Raw genomic sequence first — 17,717 nt, forward strand, 5'->3', positions numbered from 1 at the left:
TTGCGAAGACCGGCGTCAGAAGACGGTCAGCTTGGGGTCACGTTCGAGGCCGAGCACCATCCGGCCGTAGTGCTGGTAGTTGGCCCGGGTGAACGAGATGTGGCTGGCCATCATGTGGATGTCGCGCCACTTCTGCTGCATGGGGCTGCTGTCCCGGAACCCCGAGGTACCACTGAGTTTGAACAGCCGGTCGACGGCATCGGTCAACAGTTCAGCAGCTCGGTTGTAGTCACGCAGGGTGACGGCCCGGTCGGCGAGTTCCATGCGGCCCGATGACCTCGCGTCCGCGAGAACCCGCTTGATGGCCAGTTGTGTCAACTCCAGATCGGCTGCCGTACGGGCGATGGCTTCCTGGACGACTTCCGATGCGGCAGTGGGTGCGCGCCCCCTGGCCCACTCGGCGAAGTGATCATGGGCGTCGAGTGCGGCACCCACCATCGGTCCGAGGAACGTCAGACCCGCATGCAACGCGAGGGGTTGCCGATAGAGCGATCCGTGGTTCACCTCACTGCCCGGCCCATCGCCGGCCACCAGAGAGGGTGCGGCCAGCGCGAATCCGTCGGGGACGAAGGCATCTTCGACGACGATGGTCTTGCTGCCGGTGCCCCGCATACCCGCCGCGTACCAATCGTCGTCGATCGAGAACTCGCCTGGACCTACGAGGAAATGGTGGTTGGCGGCCCCGCCGCTCTCCTTGATGAGCCCGCTGACGATGACCCACGAGGCGTGGTCGACTCCACTGGCGAAACCATGCCTGCCGGTCAGGCGGTATCCGCCGTCGACCTTGCGAACCGTCGCCGCGGGCGCAAGCGATGCGGCGATGCAGACGTCGGGACCGGCCGACCACACGGCCTCCTGGGCAAGCTGGGGAAAGAACCCGACCATGTGCGCGTCGTGCGGCAGCAGCGCCGCACACCACGCTGTCGACGCGCACGCCCGGCCGAGTTCGACCGCGACCTCGTACATCGTGTCGAGGGTCAACTCGTCGCCACCGAATCGCCGCGGGGCGAGCATGCGCCCACCCAGTCCGGCGCCGACGATCTCGGCTATCGACTCGGGCGGCACGCTGCGCAACTGCTCGGTGCGTGCGGCGCGGTCGCGGATCGCCGGCGCCAGTGCGCGGGCCCGCTCAACCAGAGCGGCATGCAGCTCTGCATCGGACCGTATCTCGATTTCGGTGGCTACCATCGTTTTTCGTCTCCTCGGTGCGCGCTAGAACAGCACGCTCAGGTTCTTCGACTGCACGACGTTCTGATCGAGCAGAATGGTGCGGCGGGCGATCTTGAATCCTGTGGCGGTTCCTCGGAGCACGTCCCGCCGCTCGCCCGCCCAGATGTCGGTTTCCGATTCGAGCCGATTGCGGTAGACGAGGAAGTTGGACCAGACGTCGTATTCGACGGCTTGGCCCGTGGACTCCGAGCGTGGCCGCAGGATCACGTTGGTCACCAGGTGACGGCACCGGGAAGGCGGATCCTCGGCCCAGTGGGTGCCCGAGTGCATCTGGTTCACCCGCATCTGCAGCGACGAGAAGTCGTCGTAGAAGTGCGCCATCTCGATGCCATCGGGAACCTCGTCCTGGCCCCGTTGACGGCGCAGCCGATTGCGGCGCACCGGCATCCAATAGAGCACATCCTCGGCGAACAGTTCGAGCCAGCTGGCCCACTGCCAGTGGTCGAGCAGTTGCGCCTCGCGGTAGAGGAACTGTTCGACGCGGTGCTGCAGCAGGACCTGCTCGAGATCGGCGACCCCGGTGGGCTGGATCATCTCTCCGACGCTCATCGGGCGCCTGCCACATCACTCATGGCGACCGCGGGTAGCGCGACGCTGCGCTCCTCGGGAGGTATCACGGGCCACGCCTCGGCCGTCATGAACTCCAGCCACCGGCGGTAGAAGCCACGCTGCCCGGCCTCACCGAAGAACGAATCATGGTATTCGCCGGGGAATTGCGGGTCGTCCCGCTCGCTACCCAGACCCATCTCGTAATTCCACTCCATCTTGCGGGCCTGGTAGCCCTGCTCGAGTACGCCGCCGATCATGCCCCAGTTCTCGCCGTCGTCGGTTTCCACGACACCGGCCGCGCCTTCCGTGAATGACGCCGAAATCTGCTGGGCGCGTTTGGCTTCCTCCGGGGCGTCCTTCTCGACGACGGTGAAGGACCAGATCTCGAACTTGGTCGGCCCCTTCGGGTGCCAGACCCGGATGTTGGCCGAGCCAGGAAGACCGGCGAAGTTCGGGAACGCGTTGAAGTTGGCGACCATGTCGGCACGGTCGCCGACCCGCTCACGCGCGATCCGCCGCTTGTTCTCGTTGTATTGGCCCAGCGGGTCGTCCGAGAACCGGGTGTGCCGCTCGAACAGGAAGCTCTCGCCGTGCCCTTCCCGCAGTGAGACGTGCGCACCGTCCTTGGCGTCGAAGCCCGGCCCGAACGCCAGCAGGGATGAAAGGTGGCTGGTGGTCGCGTGGTACGTATCGCCGGCGAACTGCTCGGCCGCCAGCTTCCAATTGGCGTTGATGGTCCATTTGATGGCGCCGGGCAGGATTTCGATGCCGCCCTCCGCATGGTCTACCCAGCCGTCGATGTAGAACTTCAGCGCACCGAGGTACTCGTCCAGCGGCGGCGCGTCCGGATCGAAGTTGCCGAAGATCAGTCCCTTGTAGCTGGCGATCTGCGCAACCTGGACCAAGCCGTTGTCAGGCAGTGACAGCTTGTTGTCATAGGCATCGTCGAGATTCGGAACACCGACGAGTTTGCCTGCGCTGTCATAGGTCCAGCCGTGGTAGGTGCACATGAACGAACGCGCGTTGCCCTCTTCGGCCCGGCACACTCGCATGCCGCGGTGTCTGCACACATTCAAAAACGCCTTGACGCTTCCGTCAGGTTGACGCGTCACCAGCACGGGGTCGCCGCCCATGTAGGTGGCGAAGAAATCGTGCGGGTTCGGGATCATGCTGTCGTGCGCGAGGAAGAGCCAGGACCGCCCGAAGATGCGTTCCTGTTCCAGCCGGTAGATCTCGTCGCTGACGAAGATCTCGGGCCCGATCTTCCCTTCCTTCCAGTTCACCAACGAATGCAGATAGTCGGCGTCAACGGCCACGATGATTTCCCTTCACTTCACCTTCGAGGACTGCTTTTGAGCTAACCAGCGTGCGGAATGCCAGTCGATGCAACCGTTCTGGACTTCGGAACGGACCGCGTTCAGCCGGAAACCGCCACGTAGACCGCGTCATCGATCACTTGAACCGAGTATGTTGCGAGCGGCTGCGTGGCCGGGGGCGCCGTGACCGCACCTGTCCGCACACAGAATTTCGCGAAATGCCAGCCGCATTCGACCTGCCCGTTCTCGACGAAGCCTTCGTCGGCCAACGACGATCTGTCGTGTGTGCACCAGTCGGCCGTCGCATAGAAAGTGCCGCCGACGTTGTACAGCGCGATGGGCGGATCGACGTCAACACGTTTCACACCGCCGGGCCCCAGCTCCCCCACCGCGCAAACCCGGATCAGGCGTTCAGATTTCGCCTCTGCCGTCATCGACCGTTCCTCCCTCACTGTTGTCCCGCAGATGTCGTGATGTCTTCGATCGAACGCAGATCGACTGCGGGGTCCGACAACATCGAGGGCTCGGGTCGGGCTCGCCGGTCGATCAGGCTCATGGCCATCCGCACGTCACGGCGACGGTTCACCCCGACGGCGCCGACGAGGACGCCCTCTCGCAGGTGAAACACCGTGAACTCCATTGATTCCGGGGTGCCGCGCCACACCACATGGTCTTCGTGGTGCAACCGCCCGGCGACCTGGACGTTGGTCTTCCCCTGGTCCGACCAGAACCATGGCAGGTCGCGGTATGGAACCCGCTTTCCCACCATCGAGCGCGCGGCGGCGATGCCCTGATTCTGGGCGTTCTGCCAGTGTTCCAAACGGATTCGTCCAGCGGCGTGACTGCACGGAGAGTTTGCGACGTCGCCGGCCGCGTACACACCGGGCACCGAGGTCTCACAGAACTCGTTGACCACGATCCCGTTGTCCACGTCGATCCCGGAGTTGACCGCCACGTCGACCGCGGGTGCCACGCCGATTCCGACGACAACCAGGTCGGCTTCCACGGTCGTCCCGTCGGTCATCGTGACTCGGCGCACCCGGTTGTCACCTTCGATAGCAGCCACCTGGGCATTGGTCACCATCCGCACCCCCTGCTCGGCGTGAAAGTGCGCCAGGCACCGTGCGATCCGTTCGGGCAGTACGCGGCTCAGCACCGCGTCGCCGCGTTCGAGCACCGTCACACGGTTGCCCAGCCCGAGCGCCGAGGCGGCGAGTTCGATGCCGATCAACCCTCCCCCGACGATCACCACGGAGGCCCCGGCCCGCATCTGATCGCGTATCGCGACGGCATCGTCGACAGTCCGCAGAAACCGCACGCCGTCGAGGTCCATCCCCGGCAATTCGGGACGACGCGGCGTGGTCCCGGTGCACAACAGCACCTTGTCGGCCTGGATCGACACGCCATCGTGCAATTCGACGCGTCGGCCGTGGGTGTCGATACGTCGCGCCCGAACACCGAGCAGCAGTTCGATGTCGTTGCGGGAGTAGAAGTCCGACTTGTGAATGCAGGTGTCACCCGGCTCTTTCGATCCAAGGATCACTTCTTTCGACAGCGGTGGACGGTCGTAGGGCAGGTGGTACTCGGCGCCGACCAGGATGATGCGGCCGTCGAAACCTTCACTGCGCAACGCCTCGACCGCACGGGCGCCTGCGAGACTGGCACCGACCACGACGTAGGTCTCGGTCATCGGCCCATCCCGCCCGGGGTAGATGGCGCATCAGTCACGGTGGTGTCCCCACAGGCTGGTGGCGTCGTAACTGGAAACCCGCCATGTCGCGTCGTCCACGAGCCTGCCGTCGTAGCCGTACTCGACCTCCGAACCGGACGGATTCTTCATGAAGAACGAGATCGCCAGGTCGTTGGTGTGCCGTCCGAGCGTTTCGGTGAGCGACAACCCGCCGGCATGGACCGCGTCCAGAGTCCGCCCGACGTCGTCGATGTCGGAGACCTCAAGCATGAAGTGGCCCAGTGCCGGAGCCAATTTGTCATTCTCGACGAACGCGAGGCTGTGATGGCGCGGATTCACGTGGGCGAAATGGACCTTGCGACCGTGGAACGCGATGGTGTCACTGAGCCGGAAGCCAAGCACGTCGAGGTAGAACTCCTTGGTTGCGGCGAGATCGGTGACGAAGAAGAACACGTGTCCCAGCCCGAGATCGCCGGTCACGAACCGGATTCCCCGTGGCGAGACGAACGGCCGTTTCGGCACACGCGCGCCGTAGAAGAACTCGAGCCGGTGACCGTCTGGATCGGTGCAGCGGACGAGAGCCTCCACGTGACGCTCGGCGGCACAGTCCGGGTCTTCGGATATCGCGACACCGGTCGCAGTCAGCCGTTGCGCCAGCGCGTCCAGAGCCGCGGCGTTCGGGACCTCCCAGCCAACATAGGCGGCCCCGCCGGTGTCTGCCTGATGGATGGCCAGCCGCCAGCCGCGTCCGTCGGCGCGCAGCAGCACCGTCCGGTCATCGCAGTTCCTCTGCGCGGAAACATCTTGCAGGCCAAGGATCTCAGTCCCGTAAGCACGCCACGCATCCAAGTCGGTCGCGTGCAGACCCAGATATCCAAGTGCGACAACTTCACTCATGAATTTACCTTTCCCGGCCACCCGACGACAGTCGCGTGTGCCTCAGATGTGCAGCTTCGGCCATCGCTCCGGCCGTCGGCAATGGCACCGATCCGCCTGCCGGAACGCGCCGCCGGATGGTCACGACGTGAGGAATCCGTCGACCACCTTGGCAAAGCTGTGGGGACGTTCGTACGGTGGCCAGTGCCCACAGTTGTTCAGTACCACCAGATCTGCGGACGGCAGGTGGCTGATCAGTTGCAGTGCCCCTTCCAACGGCACCATGCGATCATGGCGGCCGTGCACCACGAGTGCGGGTACCGCCACCGCGCCCAACGCGGCCAGGTTGCTGCGCGCCACGATGGTCGACCGTGCCCAGGCCGCGGCATGATCCGGCTCGTCGACCCGCCAGCGGTAACACCGCTCGACGAGATCGTCGTCGATCAATCCGGGGTCGACCACGAGGCTGCGTAACAACCGCGCGATGCGGCGCCGGTCGGGCGGTTCCGACTGACATTCGTCGAACAAGCGCCCGACTTCGGTCGGAGCAGTCGCCAACAGATAGGGGTCGCCGCCGGTCGACGCGGTACAGCCACCGACCACGAGCCGTTCGACGCGTTCGGGTGCGGCCATCGCCATGCCGAGCGCCACGGTGCCGCCGGTGGAGACGCCGACGACGCTCACGGTGTCCAGTCCCAGCCGGTCGATGATGCCGAATGTGTTCCGCACGTAGAGGTCGTGCACCGGCTCGTGGAACTCCCGCGGCCCGCTACGCCCGAAGTTGGGATAGTCCACCAGGATGCACCGGTACTCGGCGGTCAGGTGACCGAGTGTGCGGTGGTAGGTCAGCCATGCCGTAGTGCCGGGCAGCGGCCCGAACGCCTGCGGCATGACCAGCGCCGGGCCGGCGCCGATGTCGTGATAGTGAACAGGATGCCCGTCGATCTCCACGATGCGACTGCTGTCGCGCTCGGAGAGCCAGGGAGGCTCGGTTGCCTGCGCAGTCGCGGTCAACTGATGGCACCCCCGCCGATCGGTAGATCGGCGCCGTCATGCCTGGCGGCAATCGAGACCGCAAGGCGCACCTGATGTTCGAGGGCAACAATCGGCACCGACGGCAAGGGCGGGGTGCTGGTGACCGACCGCGCGGGTGTCACCGGAAGATGCACCATCCCGACGCGCGCATCGGACGCGCGGCACAGGTGCCGCGCCAGGTAGAACACCTGATTGCACAGGTAGGTACCTGCGGTGTTGGAGACGTAACCGGCCAACCCCGCACGGCGCCACCCATCGGCTATCGCCTTGACCGGCAGTGTGCTCAGGTAAGCGGGCGGACCACCGCCGACGACCGGCTCGTCGATCGGGCTGCGGCCGGCCGTGTCGGGGATCGGGAAGTCTCGCACATTGATCGCAACCCGTTCCAGGGCCGGCGCGGTGCGGCCCGGTGCGACCCCGGTCAGCACAACGACAGCGGGCTGCACGGCATCGACCGCTTCGGTGAGCATTTCGTGCACGAGTTCGGTGTCGACCGGCAGTACGCGTCCGGCGATCTCAACCCCGTCGATCTGCTGCCCGTTCAGCCGTTGGGCGATCAGCCCGCTGGGATTGTCATTCTCGTCGGCATAAGCCCCGAAACCCGTGACGAGCGCCCGGGTCATGCCGCGGAGCCGAGTGCGCAGCGCGCCTGGAACGCCTCGAACTCGGCGACGAAGTTCGCGGCGCGCTCCAACATGATCGACGATTGGGTGAGCCCCGGCGCGATGAACAGCTGGGTGTCGGGGGCTTGCTTGTGCCAGATGAACGCGTCATCGACCGGGTGGATGGCGTCGTCGAGGTCGCCCCGGCACACCAGCGTCGGCACATCGATGTCCGAAAGATGCGGCCGCAGTGTGAAGTACTGCTGAAACTCCTCGGTGTTACGGGTCGCGGCGTAGAACCGGACCGCTTCACGCCAATCGTCACCGTGCAGGTGTTGCCACTCGCGGGCCTGGTCACTGTCCGGATCGACGACAGTGAAAACCGTGTTGAGAGAAGCGTTTCCGCTCTTGCTCAATCCGACGATCGGCGCGTCGACCGTCAGCGTCATGACCCGCTCGCGGTTGTCGAGCACCATTCGGCCGGCGATGCGGGACCCCAGAGAAACCCCGGCGAGATGGACCCGCTCCACACTGAGGGAATCCAGCAGCCGCCACAGATCGGACACCCACACCTGAGGCCGCTCCAGAGGCGCCACCCGGGAGCTGCGGCCCAGCCCGCGCAGATCCGGCAAGATCACCCGGTGATTGGCGGCGAGCTGGGGAATCAGATCGCCGAACCAGCGGCCGGACGCCGCCGCACCGTGCACCAGAAGCAGTGGTTCGCCGTGTCCGTGATCCTCGTAGTAGATGTCGACGCCGTCGATCGCCAACGTGGCCATTGACCGTTCCCTTCCATGTCAAGACTGCACCGGCACAGCAGATTTCCCTCCGGGTCTGGGTTCGGCAACGGCACCGTTCCACATGGCGGCAAACCGCCTTCACCAATTCCGGCTGTTCCACGGTGCAGACCGGGTGTATTCCACTGTCTCGGCCGACCCGTCACGGTGAGGGTCCCGGCACACCGACGGCGTCAGGAGCAGCACTTGGACATCGAACTCAGCACGACCATCCAGTCCACGGTCGATTCCACCGCGTGCAGGTTGCTGCGTGCGCAGGCCGAACGGCTACGCGTGACACCGCTGTCCGAACAGTGCCGCACCTTGAACTTCGATGTGGCGTACCAGATTCAGGACGAGGCCTTGAGCCAGCGCATCGAGCGCGGCGAGAACATCGTCGGTGTCAAGGCGACATCGGGTACGCCGGTGGCGCCGCTGACCGGTTGGCTGACCGACGCGATGGCACTGTGCGCCGGCGAGCCGCTGCCGAGGGAATCACTCGTACACCCGGCCGTGAGACCCGCCGTCGCGTTCGTCATGGGTCGGCGTCTCGGCGGGCCCGGCGTAACGGCGGCGGCCGCACTGGCCGCGGTTGACCTCGTCTTCGCGAGCCTGGAAGTGACGGACAGTCGTTACGCCGACCGCGCGTGCACGCTGCCCGATCTCGTCGCGGACAACTTGTCGTCGTCCTTCTACCTGACCGGGCCCGTCGGGTTCGCCCCGGCCGGCCTAGACCTGTCCCAGGAAGAGGCCGGTATCACCGTCGCTGCCGGGAAAGCTACCGCGATGCGTTTCGATGCCGTGACCAGAACCCATCCCGCCGAGGCACTCGCCGCAGCGGCGAACTGCCTTGCCCGCCGCGGTCATGCAATCGAAAGCGGCTGGACGGTTCTCGTGGGATCGACACCGTTACCGCTCGCCGTGGGGTTTCCGGTCACAGCACGGTTCTCTTCGCTCGGAACCGTCACGCTGACGTGCTGAACGCGATTGTCGCCCGGGCGTCGAGCCGATGTGGTGCCATCCTGCTGACGGTGCGTTCGATGATCGCCGGGGTGTCGATTCCCGGGGGGCAGTTGCCGAACCACGGGTCTCGCGTGGGTAACTCGGGGTGAATCGCAGTGATAATCAAGCGTACTGCGGGGAAGGCGACGCCGACGCACGCCGCGGGTCGAGATCGGCAGTGCCGTCAGCTTGGGAGCGGAATGCGCGCAGCCGCAGGCTGTTGCTGACGACGAAGACACTCGAGAACGCCATCGCGGCGCCCGCAAGCATCGGGTTGAGCAGCCCGAGCGCGGCCAGTGGGATCGCGGCGACGTTGTAGGCGAACGCCCAGAACAGATTCACCTTGATTGTCGTCAATGTCTTGCGTGCCAGCCGTATTGCATCGGCGGCCGATCGAAGGTCGCCACGCACCAGGGTCAGGTCGGCAGCCTCGATCGCAGCGTCGGTTCCCGTGCCCATCGCCAGGCCGAGATCCGCCTGCGCAAGTGCGGCAGCGTCGTTGACGCCGTCGCCGACCATCGCGACGACCTTGCCCTCGGCTTGCAGGCGGCTCACGACATCGACCTTGTCCCGTGGCAGGACCTCCGCGATGACCTGCTCAATCCCGACTTGCTCGGCGACCCGCTCGGCGACGGTTCGGTTGTCGCCGGTCAACAGAACTGGGGTCAATCCCAGCGCCTTGAGCTGGCCGATGGCTTCGGCGCTGGTGCCTTTGACTGCGTCTGCGACCACCAGCACTCCGCGGGCGGCTCCGTCCCAGGCCACCACAACCGCAGTCTGACCGGTCTTCTCGGCGGCCTCTTTGGCGGCGGCCAACTCTGCGTCCATGGTGATTGACCAGTCTTCGAGCAATGACGCTCGTCCCACCACCACGAGGTGTCCGTCGACGATCCCCTGCACACCCTTGCCTTCGACGTTCTTGAAGGACTCCGGGGTGGGCAGAGCGCCAACCCGCTGCACCGCACCCTTGGCAATCGCCTGAGCGATCGGGTGTTCGGACGCGTCCTCGACGGCCCCGGCTAGCCGCAACACTTCGTCACCACTGGTGTCACCGGTGGTCGTGACACCGAGCAGGGTCATCTTGCCGGTGGTGACCGTCCCGGTCTTGTCCAACACGATGGTGTCGATCTTGCGTGTCGATTCGAGCACCTCGGGGCCCTTGATCAGGATGCCGAGCTGAGCGCCGCGGCCGGTCCCGACCAAAAGTGCTGTCGGGGTGGCCAAGCCGAGTGCACAGGGGCACGCGATGATCAACACAGCTACCGCAGCGGTGAACGCGGCCGAGATCCCGAAGCCGCCGCCCAGCCACACCGCGAGGGTGGCGACGGCGATACCGATCACGATCGGCACGAAGACGCCGGAGATCTTGTCCGCCAAGCGCTGGACCTCGGCCTTGCCGGATTGTGCATCCTCGACAAGCTTGGCCATCTGTGCGAGCTGCGTGTCCGATCCGACCCGGGTGGCACGGACGACCAGGCGTCCGCCGGCGTTGACGGTAGCGCCGACCACGGTGTCGCCTTCGCCGACTTCGACCGGCACCGATTCGCCGGTCAGCATCGATGCATCGACCACGGACGTGCCGTCGATGATGACGCCGTCGGTGGCGATCTTCTCACCTGGCCGCACGATGAACTCGTCGCCAGCTGCCAAGTCCTCGGTCGGGATCCGGGTCTCTACGCCATTGCGCAGTACCGCAACGTCTTTGGCGCCCAACTCCAAAAGTGCCCGCATGGCCGCCCCGGCCTGACGCTTGGATCGCTTCTCGAAGTAGCGTCCGGCCAGGACGAACGTGGTGACACCGGCGGCGACCTCCAGATAGATGTTGGCCGAGCCGTCGCCAGGGGCGATGGTGAACTCGAACGCGTGCGTCATTCCGAGCACCCCGGCGGTGCCGAAGAACAGCGCATACAGCGACCATAGGAAGGCCGCGGAGGTGCCCACCGAGATGAGTGTGTCCATCGTCGCGGCACCGTGCCGGAGGTTGGCGAAGGCTGCCTTATGGAACGGCCATGCGGCCCAGACGATCACCGGTGCGGCGAGCGCCAGCGACGCCCACTGCCAGTACGTGAACTGCAGCGCGGGAGCCATCGCGAGGACGATCACCGGCAGCGACAGCACGACCGACCCGATGAGGCGGTTACGCAGGGCCGTCAGCTCCGGCTCCTCCCGCTGTTCATCGGCGTCGGATGCGGTGATCTTGGCCGCAGGCAGAGTAGCGCCATAACCGGTTTTCTCGACCTCGGCGATCAAGACCTCGATGTCGAACCCCCGCGGGGCACTGACACGGGCCTTCTCGGTGGCGTAGTTCACCGTCGCCGAGATTCCGTCGATCTTGTTGAGCTTCTTCTCGATTCGCATGGCACATGACGCACAGGTCATGCCACTGATGTCGAGTTCGATATTGTCTGCCTGCTCCGGCGGGTGATCGGACGAGGTCGTCACGACATGACTCCTTTCAGTTCGCTGCCGGTCAGTGACCGGCGCCGGAGTGTTCGGGCTCGGGCGAGCCCGCGGTGGCAATGCCCGGCGCCGCGGTGACGGTGAACTCTGCGGTGTGAACCTGTCCGTCCACCTTGAAGTCCAGGTACAGCAGGTAAGTGCCGTCGGTCGGTGCGGCAGCCATGAACTCGATGTCGGGTCCCGGCTGGGTGATTCCGTCGCCCGGCTCACCCATCGGGTGCACGTGCAGGTACCCGAGGTCACCGGTCCGAAGCGCCACCAGGTGACCGTAGGCGCCTAGATACGGCTCCAAGGTCTGGACCGGCCGTCCTGCGCGTGTGACGGTGAACGTCAGGGTGGAAGTTGCGCCGACGCCGAGCGATCCGTCGAGAGTGACGGTGAAATCACCGACCGTGGCGACGGCCGATTCCGGCGGCAGTGGCCGCGGGACCAAGTTGCCGGCGACTGACGTGGTTGAGGTCAGCGTCACGTTGCTGCCGAGGTCGGTGGGAACGGCGTCGGCGAAGATCCGGTAGGAGCCCGCCGCATTCCAGCGCCACGGCATCGACCACCGGCCGTCGCCGTCGTAGTGGGGATGGACGTGCCGGAACTCGGCGCCGTCGCTGCGGACGACGATCAGGTGGAGGTCTTTGTCGTGAGCGGTGTCGTACTCGGTGAGCGCAACGCCACCGGGGCCGGTCAATCGGAACGACAGCGTGCCGTCCTCTCCGACGACGTCGGGTGCTGCCACATCGCGGATCTGATATCCGCTACGTTCGATCGACAGGCCCGGCACGTCAGCCGATGAGGCCGATCCGTTGTGGCCGCCGTGGTGTGCTCCGTGATCCATTTGTGTTGCCTCCGTTTGTCTTTTCCACGACGCGGATGCGTCTGCGGGGATGAATGCGCGGGCGCCGACTAAGCCGGCGACGAATATCGCAACCAGCGCTGCGACGTACAACCCGAGCCTTAACGGTGCGCGCATGTCAGGCGCGCACTCCGGTGTATCCGGCTTCCTCGACGGCAGCCAACACCGCGGCGTCGTCAAGTTCGCCCGCGCTGGTCACCGCGAGAATGCCGGTGGTTGCGGAGACCTCGATCCGCTGGACGCCGGCAACCTGGCCGACTTCCCGAGTGATCGCTCCTTCGCAATGCCCACAGGTCATTCCAGTCACGTGGTACGTGGTCGTAGTCATCGAGTTCCCTTCCCTTTCGTATATACCCCCAGGGGGTATCTGGCCCGCAGACCACCATACCCCGCGGGGGTATTTCGTCAAGTGTGTGGTGCGATGTCGGCTACCGGACAGCGCGCCTTCGAACAACGGGTTCACGAGCACCTGCGTGAGTGGTCGTTGGGCTGTCGTCATCGCGGATCGCTTTGGTTGCCCGTCATTGGTGCAGCAGAGGATGGGCGCGCCGGCCGTGATTCACGGCCGGCGCGTCCAAGGCGGGTTCAGGCTCGCAATTGGCCTGCAGGTGCCCCTGGACGAAACCCGGGGCGAGCTCAGTGGACCGGAACCGGGATCTCGGTGGTGTCCTCACCGGCGGGATCGTCGGGTTTGGCGGCCCTCCGATTGAGCGCCGAGGTGGGGAGCACCTTGATCGGCCACCAGAACCAGCGGCCCAACAGCGCTGCCACGGTTGGCGTCATGAATGCACGGATTACGAACGTGTCGAACAACAAGCCCAGACAGATCGCAGATCCCACCTGACCGATGGCGATCAGATCGTTGGTGACCATGGAGCCCATGGTGATTGCGAACACCAGACCCGCCTGCGTGGCCACGCTCCCGGAACCGGCCACCCCTCGGATGATCGAGGTGTTCAGGCCGGCGTGCAGCTCTTCCTTGAACCGCGACACCAGCAGCAGGTTGTAGTCCGATCCCACCGCCAACAAGATGATGACCGTGATCGGCAGTACGAACCAGTGCAATTGCTGGCCGAGAAGGTGCTGCCAGACGAGCACGGAGAGCCCGAATGACGAACCCAGCGAAATCGCGATCGTTCCGACGATCACGGTGGCCGCGACGATGCTTCGCGTCATGACCAACATGATGATCAAGATCAGACTGAGCGCCGCGATCGCGACGATCATCAGGTCATAGCGGACGAACTCCTCGATGTCATGGAAGATCGCGGCGGTACCGCCGAGATGGATTTCCGATCCCTCCAGCGGCGTGCCCTTGATGGCCTCCTTGGCCGCAATCAGCTCCCGCGGTGTCGTGGCGAGCGCTTGAGTTCCCGCCGGATCACCTTCATGCGTGATGATCATCTGGGCGGACCTGCCGTCCGGTGATACCAGCAGCTTGAGACCCTTCTGGAAGTCCGCGTTGTCGAAGGCTTCCGGCGGAAGATAGAAGTAGTCGTCGTTTTTCGCCGCGTCGAACGCCTGGCCCATCACGGTCGCCGTGTCGGTCATGCGGCCGATCTGATCAATCATGCCGTTGAAGCTGCTGTGCAGGGTCAGCATGGTGGACCGGATGTCTTTTGAAATTGCGATCATCGGCGGCAACTGAGCGACCTGCTGCGGCGTCAGCGCGTCCATCTTTTCCAGATTGACCAGCATCGAGGTCATGTTCTCGCTGAGCTTGTCGATCCCATCAAGACCGTCGAACAACGACCGCGTCGACGAGCAGAGCGGAATGTTGGCGCAATGCGGTTCCCAATAAAGGTAGTTGCGTATCGGTCGCCAGAAATCGTCGAAATTGGCCATGTGGTCGCGCATTTCGTCAGAGGTCGACTTCAGGTCTCGTGAATCGCCGACCATGTCGTGCGTGATGTCGGCCTGTTGCTGCATGAGGCCGTGCATGCGTTCCATAATCGCGATCATCGCGCCGAGTTGATCGGTCATCTTGAGCATGTCACCCATGCGGTCTTTCATGTATTGCAAGTTCTCGGTCATCGACACCGACTGCATGCTCACCTGGAATGGGACCGAACTGTGGTCGATCGGAGCCCCAAGCGGCCGGGTGATGCTCTGTACCTTGTTGATTCCCTCGACCCGCAGGACGTTTCTCGCGATCCTGTCCAGGATTAGCATGTTCGAGGGAGTGCGCAGATCCTGGTCGGACACGATCAGCATGATGTCGGGGTCCATCTTTGCCTTCGAGAAATGCCGATCCGCGGCTTGATAGCCCTGAATGGAAGGGAGGCTCTCCGGGATGTAATACCGATCGTTGTAATTGACCGTGTACGAAGGCAGAATCGCCAGACCGATCAGCGAGACGATCATCGTCACGACCAGAATCGGTCCCGGCCAGCGGACGAGACCGGTACCGATCCGGCGCCACCGGCGGGTCTGGATCTTTCGTTTCGATTCGAGCAGCCCGAAACGAGTGCCGACTACCAGCACCGCCGGCATGAGCGTGAGTGCCGCGGCGACCACGACGATCATGGCCACGGCGGTAGGCACGCCCACTGCCGCAAAGTACGGCAGCCGGGTGAACGCCAGACAGAAAGTCGCACCGGCAATCGTCAAACCCGAACCCAGTACCACATGCGAAACGCTGTGGTATGTCGTGTAATAGGCCGCCATCCGATCCTGACCAGCTGCCCGCGCTTCGTGATACCGGCCGAGGAAGAAGATCGCGTAGTCGGTGGCCGCGGCAATCCCCAGCATCGTCAGTAGGTTCACGGCGAGGTTCGACAACCCCATGACCTGGTGGTGCCCCAGGATGGCGACGACTCCGCGCGCGGCACTGAGCTCGATGAAGACCGTGATCGTGACAAGCAACACCGTGGCGATCGAGCGATAGATGAACAACAGAATGAGTGCGATGATCGCGAAGGTGATCAACGTCATCTCCAGCTGACTATCGTCAGCCGCCGCGTTCAGGTCCATCGTGAGCGCGGCCGGACCGGTGACGTAGACCTTCAGCCCAGCCGGCGGATTGCTTCGATCGACGATATCGCGCACCGCTTCAACGGATTTCTTGGCCGGCGTCGTCCCTTGGTCACCGATGATATTCAGCAGGACGTAGGCCGCCTTGCCATCCATGCTCTGAGAACCTCCGGCGGTGACGCGGTCGCCCCAGAAGTCCTGAACGTGATCGACATGCTCGTGGTCGTCTTTGAACTGGGCGACCAGTCCGCGATAGTAGTCGCGCGCCTCATCGCCGAGTTCTGTGTCGCTTTCCAGCAACACCATGACCATCCCGTCGTAGTCGAACTGTTCGAACTCGACGCCCAGCCTCTTGATCGCCTTGTAGGACGGCGCATCCTCGGATGCGAGCGAGACCAAGTTGGCTTGCCCAACCTTTTCGAGCGACGGCACAACGACACTCACCGCCACCATCGCCACCAGCCAGGCCACGATGATGAGAACGGGCACCCGACTGATGGTCGTCGCGACACGGGATGGCTTGGCAGCGGCCATGATTGTCCTCATGCGGATTTCACCAAGCAGAAGACCTGGGCGTTATGAGCGGTCACCGACTGCTCATCGCGCACCTCGCCGTTGACGGTGATTCGGCAGCCCAGCTCGCTACTGTTCCCCTGCGCAACCACATTCGCGAAGACCGACATCAGTTTCGTTGAAATGGTGTACGACCAAGGCAGGGTTACGAAGTCTGCACGCTGTGGCTGAGCATGCTCGTCGAGGAAGTTCGCCTGACCCGTCGTCCCCGCCGGGCCGAACACTTCATACGTCACGTCTTTGGGAATGACGGGCTCAGATCCATCTCTGATGGCGCTTGGAACGTGCAGAGGCGCCCCGGCCACTTCCTGCAACCGCGATACCGCGAACACTGCGACCGCGGCCACCGTCACCACCACCATCGGTATCCATATTCGCTGCACGACCCTGAACATCTCTCGTCCCTTCAATGCGTCAGCCATACCGACTGAACAACAGCAGTATTGGTGCGCCGCTCTCCGGCGCCGTGATGTGTCGACGTCTGCTGGGAGCGTACACCCCATACCCCTATGGAGTATATGACCATCGTCAGGAATGCCGAGCGCTGCGGGATGCACATCTGTCAGCAACCATTGCGGCGGCGACGTTTTGGCCACGCTGATCGCGATGGGCAGCCGAGAAGTCTGTGCCGCAGCGCAACGCGCGCGCCGCGAGGTGGCGGATCGCCCAAATCCATCGTGAACAGATATTTCGGATCGACATCGAAATACTCGCAGCCACTTGGACATTCATCGCATACTGAGGCAGCCGCCAGCACGGAAGGCTGCAAACAGCGGTCGATCCAGCCAACCACCGTCGCGGCTGAGGTGTCGGCACAAGCCCTTTGCTGCACCGCTCGGCATGCGGGCCGATTCCGAAGGCCTGGACAGGATCTCCATCGACCAACAACGGGAAGGCAACCTGTTCTTCGCCCCGCAGGCGACCGAGGCTATACCCGTATGGGTATCAGGAAGCTTGCGCCGATCCTCCACTGAGCCCACCTCGCACAGGCGGATCGCCCGCCACCAACGGCGGCGGACCACCGACACCCCGGTGAGGGCGCCAGGGTTAACCGAGTGGTCGTTCGACCGCGGTGTGAGTTTGGTGCGAGCCGGGAACTTCGGTGGGCTGAAGGCCTGCGACGAGGTTGAAGGCCCCAGTGAGGACGTTGACAGCCACGATGCCGACGACGTCGATGATCTGCCGATCGGTGTACCCGTGGTGGCGCAGGCCGGCGATCTGGCCATCGGTGATGGTGGCGGGTGCGGTGTAGACCTGAAGACCGAATGCCACGATCGCGGCGATCGCAGGGTCGGCGGAAGTCCCTTCGCGCGCGTACTCGATCTCCGAGTCATCCACCCCTGCAGCACGCGCTCCGCTGATGTGCGCAGCCAGGCAGAGGGCGCACCCTTGGCGGTGTTGCACCGCAATGGAAATGCGTTCGGTGATGTGCCGGGGCAGTTTGGATCGCTTCGTTGCCCGGCTCAGGTCGAGGTAGCCGCCCAGGACGGCAGGTGAGTGGGCCATCGTGGCGACCATGGAGCCGATTTCGCCGTGCCTGGCGACGAGACCGCCGAGAAGGTCCCGCGCGGCGCCTTGAGCGGTATCCGGGGTGAGTCGGGGAAACCGTGTCATCAACTGCTCCTTCGTTAGCGGGTGTCAGGGACGCACCTGGTGGTTGTTGCCGGGAGACACAGGGCTTGTCTAGCGGCAGCTGTCGGGCGAGCAGGAGCCCTGCGTCCGACGCTCGGCCATCACGATGTTGACGGCGCAAGCGGCCACGCAGTGCAACACACGACGGGTGGTCGT

General features: G+C 64.4%; 16 protein-coding genes. 1 reads left to right on the top strand and 15 read right to left on the bottom strand.

The window, feature by feature from the left end:
* Window positions 1-15: 15 nt before the first annotated feature.
* From ACOI2T_RS28025 to ACOI2T_RS28065, 9 genes are all read right to left on the bottom strand, one after another.
* Window positions 16-1,188: an acyl-CoA dehydrogenase family protein gene (locus ACOI2T_RS28025; RefSeq protein ID WP_409504643.1), complete on the bottom strand. Its 1,173-nt coding sequence runs from the start codon at window positions 1,186-1,188 to the stop codon at window positions 16-18.
* Between the two features lie 24 nt (window positions 1,189-1,212).
* Complete coding sequence (locus ACOI2T_RS28030) at window positions 1,213-1,779, bottom strand: aromatic-ring-hydroxylating dioxygenase subunit beta (RefSeq protein ID WP_067842873.1); 567 nt, start codon at window positions 1,777-1,779, stop codon at window positions 1,213-1,215.
* Window positions 1,776-3,095: an aromatic ring-hydroxylating oxygenase subunit alpha gene (locus ACOI2T_RS28035; protein WP_409504644.1), complete on the bottom strand. Its 1,320-nt coding sequence runs from the start codon at window positions 3,093-3,095 to the stop codon at window positions 1,776-1,778. Before ACOI2T_RS28035 ends, ACOI2T_RS28030 begins: the two co-directional genes overlap by 4 nt.
* 101 nt (window positions 3,096-3,196) lie before the next feature.
* Window positions 3,197-3,529 carry a non-heme iron oxygenase ferredoxin subunit gene (locus tag ACOI2T_RS28040; protein ID WP_409504645.1) on the bottom strand — a complete coding sequence of 111 codons (333 nt, stop codon included), beginning with the start codon at window positions 3,527-3,529 and terminating at the stop codon, window positions 3,197-3,199.
* Between the two features lie 14 nt (window positions 3,530-3,543).
* Window positions 3,544-4,785: an NAD(P)/FAD-dependent oxidoreductase gene (locus ACOI2T_RS28045; RefSeq protein ID WP_409504646.1), complete on the bottom strand. Its 1,242-nt coding sequence runs from the start codon at window positions 4,783-4,785 to the stop codon at window positions 3,544-3,546.
* A gap of 30 nt (window positions 4,786-4,815) precedes the next feature.
* Window positions 4,816-5,682: a VOC family protein gene (locus tag ACOI2T_RS28050; RefSeq protein ID WP_409504647.1), complete on the bottom strand. Its 867-nt coding sequence runs from the start codon at window positions 5,680-5,682 to the stop codon at window positions 4,816-4,818.
* A gap of 120 nt (window positions 5,683-5,802) precedes the next feature.
* Window positions 5,803-6,675, bottom strand: coding sequence for an alpha/beta fold hydrolase (locus ACOI2T_RS28055; protein ID WP_409504648.1), 873 nt, complete (start codon window positions 6,673-6,675; stop codon window positions 5,803-5,805).
* Window positions 6,672-7,319, bottom strand: a complete 648-nt coding sequence (locus tag ACOI2T_RS28060; RefSeq protein ID WP_409504649.1) for a pyroglutamyl-peptidase I — start codon at window positions 7,317-7,319, stop codon at window positions 6,672-6,674. The genes ACOI2T_RS28055 and ACOI2T_RS28060 overlap by 4 nt, the downstream gene beginning before the upstream one ends.
* Window positions 7,316-8,077 carry an alpha/beta fold hydrolase gene (locus ACOI2T_RS28065; protein ID WP_409504650.1) on the bottom strand — a complete coding sequence of 254 codons (762 nt, stop codon included), beginning with the start codon at window positions 8,075-8,077 and terminating at the stop codon, window positions 7,316-7,318. The genes ACOI2T_RS28060 and ACOI2T_RS28065 overlap by 4 nt, the downstream gene beginning before the upstream one ends.
* A 204-nt stretch (window positions 8,078-8,281) precedes the next feature.
* Between ACOI2T_RS28065 and ACOI2T_RS28070 the strand changes: the two genes are divergently transcribed.
* Window positions 8,282-9,055, top strand: coding sequence for a 2-keto-4-pentenoate hydratase (locus ACOI2T_RS28070; protein ID WP_409504651.1), 774 nt, complete (start codon window positions 8,282-8,284; stop codon window positions 9,053-9,055).
* 144 nt (window positions 9,056-9,199) lie between these two features.
* On the opposite strand, the gene ACOI2T_RS28075 is transcribed toward ACOI2T_RS28070, so the two are convergent.
* From ACOI2T_RS28075 to ACOI2T_RS28100, 6 genes are all read right to left on the bottom strand, one after another.
* A complete protein-coding gene (locus ACOI2T_RS28075) occupies window positions 9,200-11,518 on the bottom strand; it encodes a heavy metal translocating P-type ATPase (RefSeq protein ID WP_409504652.1) in 2,319 nt (772 codons plus the stop codon).
* A gap of 28 nt (window positions 11,519-11,546) precedes the next feature.
* Complete coding sequence (locus ACOI2T_RS28080; RefSeq protein WP_409504653.1) at window positions 11,547-12,365, bottom strand: DUF8832 domain-containing protein; 819 nt, start codon at window positions 12,363-12,365, stop codon at window positions 11,547-11,549.
* Between the two features lie 136 nt (window positions 12,366-12,501).
* Complete coding sequence (locus ACOI2T_RS28085) at window positions 12,502-12,711, bottom strand: heavy-metal-associated domain-containing protein (RefSeq protein ID WP_067842858.1); 210 nt, start codon at window positions 12,709-12,711, stop codon at window positions 12,502-12,504.
* A gap of 308 nt (window positions 12,712-13,019) precedes the next feature.
* Window positions 13,020-15,890 carry an MMPL/RND family transporter gene (locus ACOI2T_RS28090; RefSeq protein WP_409504654.1) on the bottom strand — a complete coding sequence of 957 codons (2,871 nt, stop codon included), beginning with the start codon at window positions 15,888-15,890 and terminating at the stop codon, window positions 13,020-13,022.
* Window positions 15,891-15,898: 8 nt separating this feature from the next.
* Window positions 15,899-16,351 (bottom strand): MmpS family transport accessory protein, encoded by a 453-nt coding sequence (locus tag ACOI2T_RS28095; RefSeq protein ID WP_409504655.1) that lies wholly within the window; start codon window positions 16,349-16,351, stop codon window positions 15,899-15,901.
* 625 nt (window positions 16,352-16,976) lie between these two features.
* Window positions 16,977-17,543: a carboxymuconolactone decarboxylase family protein gene (locus ACOI2T_RS28100; protein WP_067842846.1), complete on the bottom strand. Its 567-nt coding sequence runs from the start codon at window positions 17,541-17,543 to the stop codon at window positions 16,977-16,979.
* Window positions 17,544-17,717: the final 174 nt, after the last annotated feature.

This window comes from Mycolicibacterium wolinskyi str. Jessa 2025 (assembly GCF_049241375.1).
Classification (GTDB): domain Bacteria; phylum Actinomycetota; class Actinomycetes; order Mycobacteriales; family Mycobacteriaceae; genus Mycobacterium; species Mycobacterium wolinskyi.

Bases quoted from the DNA above. Each gene is read 5' to 3' on its own strand.
- ACOI2T_RS28025 (WP_409504643.1), bottom strand. From the start codon at position 1,188: ATGGTAGCCACCGAAATCGAGATACGGTCCGATGCAGAGCTGCATGCC.
- ACOI2T_RS28030 (WP_067842873.1), bottom strand. From the start codon at position 1,779: ATGAGCGTCGGAGAGATGATCCAGCCCACCGGGGTCGCCGATCTCGAG.
- ACOI2T_RS28040 (WP_409504645.1), bottom strand. From the start codon at position 3,529: ATGACGGCAGAGGCGAAATCTGAACGCCTGATCCGGGTTTGCGCGGTG.
- ACOI2T_RS28045 (WP_409504646.1), bottom strand. From the start codon at position 4,785: ATGACCGAGACCTACGTCGTGGTCGGTGCCAGTCTCGCAGGCGCCCGT.
- ACOI2T_RS28050 (WP_409504647.1), bottom strand. From the start codon at position 5,682: ATGAGTGAAGTTGTCGCACTTGGATATCTGGGTCTGCACGCGACCGAC.
- ACOI2T_RS28060 (WP_409504649.1), bottom strand. From the start codon at position 7,319: ATGACCCGGGCGCTCGTCACGGGTTTCGGGGCTTATGCCGACGAGAAT.
- ACOI2T_RS28065 (WP_409504650.1), bottom strand. From the start codon at position 8,077: ATGGCCACGTTGGCGATCGACGGCGTCGACATCTACTACGAGGATCAC.
- ACOI2T_RS28080 (WP_409504653.1), bottom strand. From the start codon at position 12,365: ATGGATCACGGAGCACACCACGGCGGCCACAACGGATCGGCCTCATCG.
- ACOI2T_RS28085 (WP_067842858.1), bottom strand. From the start codon at position 12,711: ATGACTACGACCACGTACCACGTGACTGGAATGACCTGTGGGCATTGC.
- ACOI2T_RS28090 (WP_409504654.1), bottom strand. From the start codon at position 15,890: ATGGCCGCTGCCAAGCCATCCCGTGTCGCGACGACCATCAGTCGGGTG.
- ACOI2T_RS28095 (WP_409504655.1), bottom strand. From the start codon at position 16,351: ATGGCTGACGCATTGAAGGGACGAGAGATGTTCAGGGTCGTGCAGCGA.
- ACOI2T_RS28100 (WP_067842846.1), bottom strand. From the start codon at position 17,543: ATGACACGGTTTCCCCGACTCACCCCGGATACCGCTCAAGGCGCCGCG.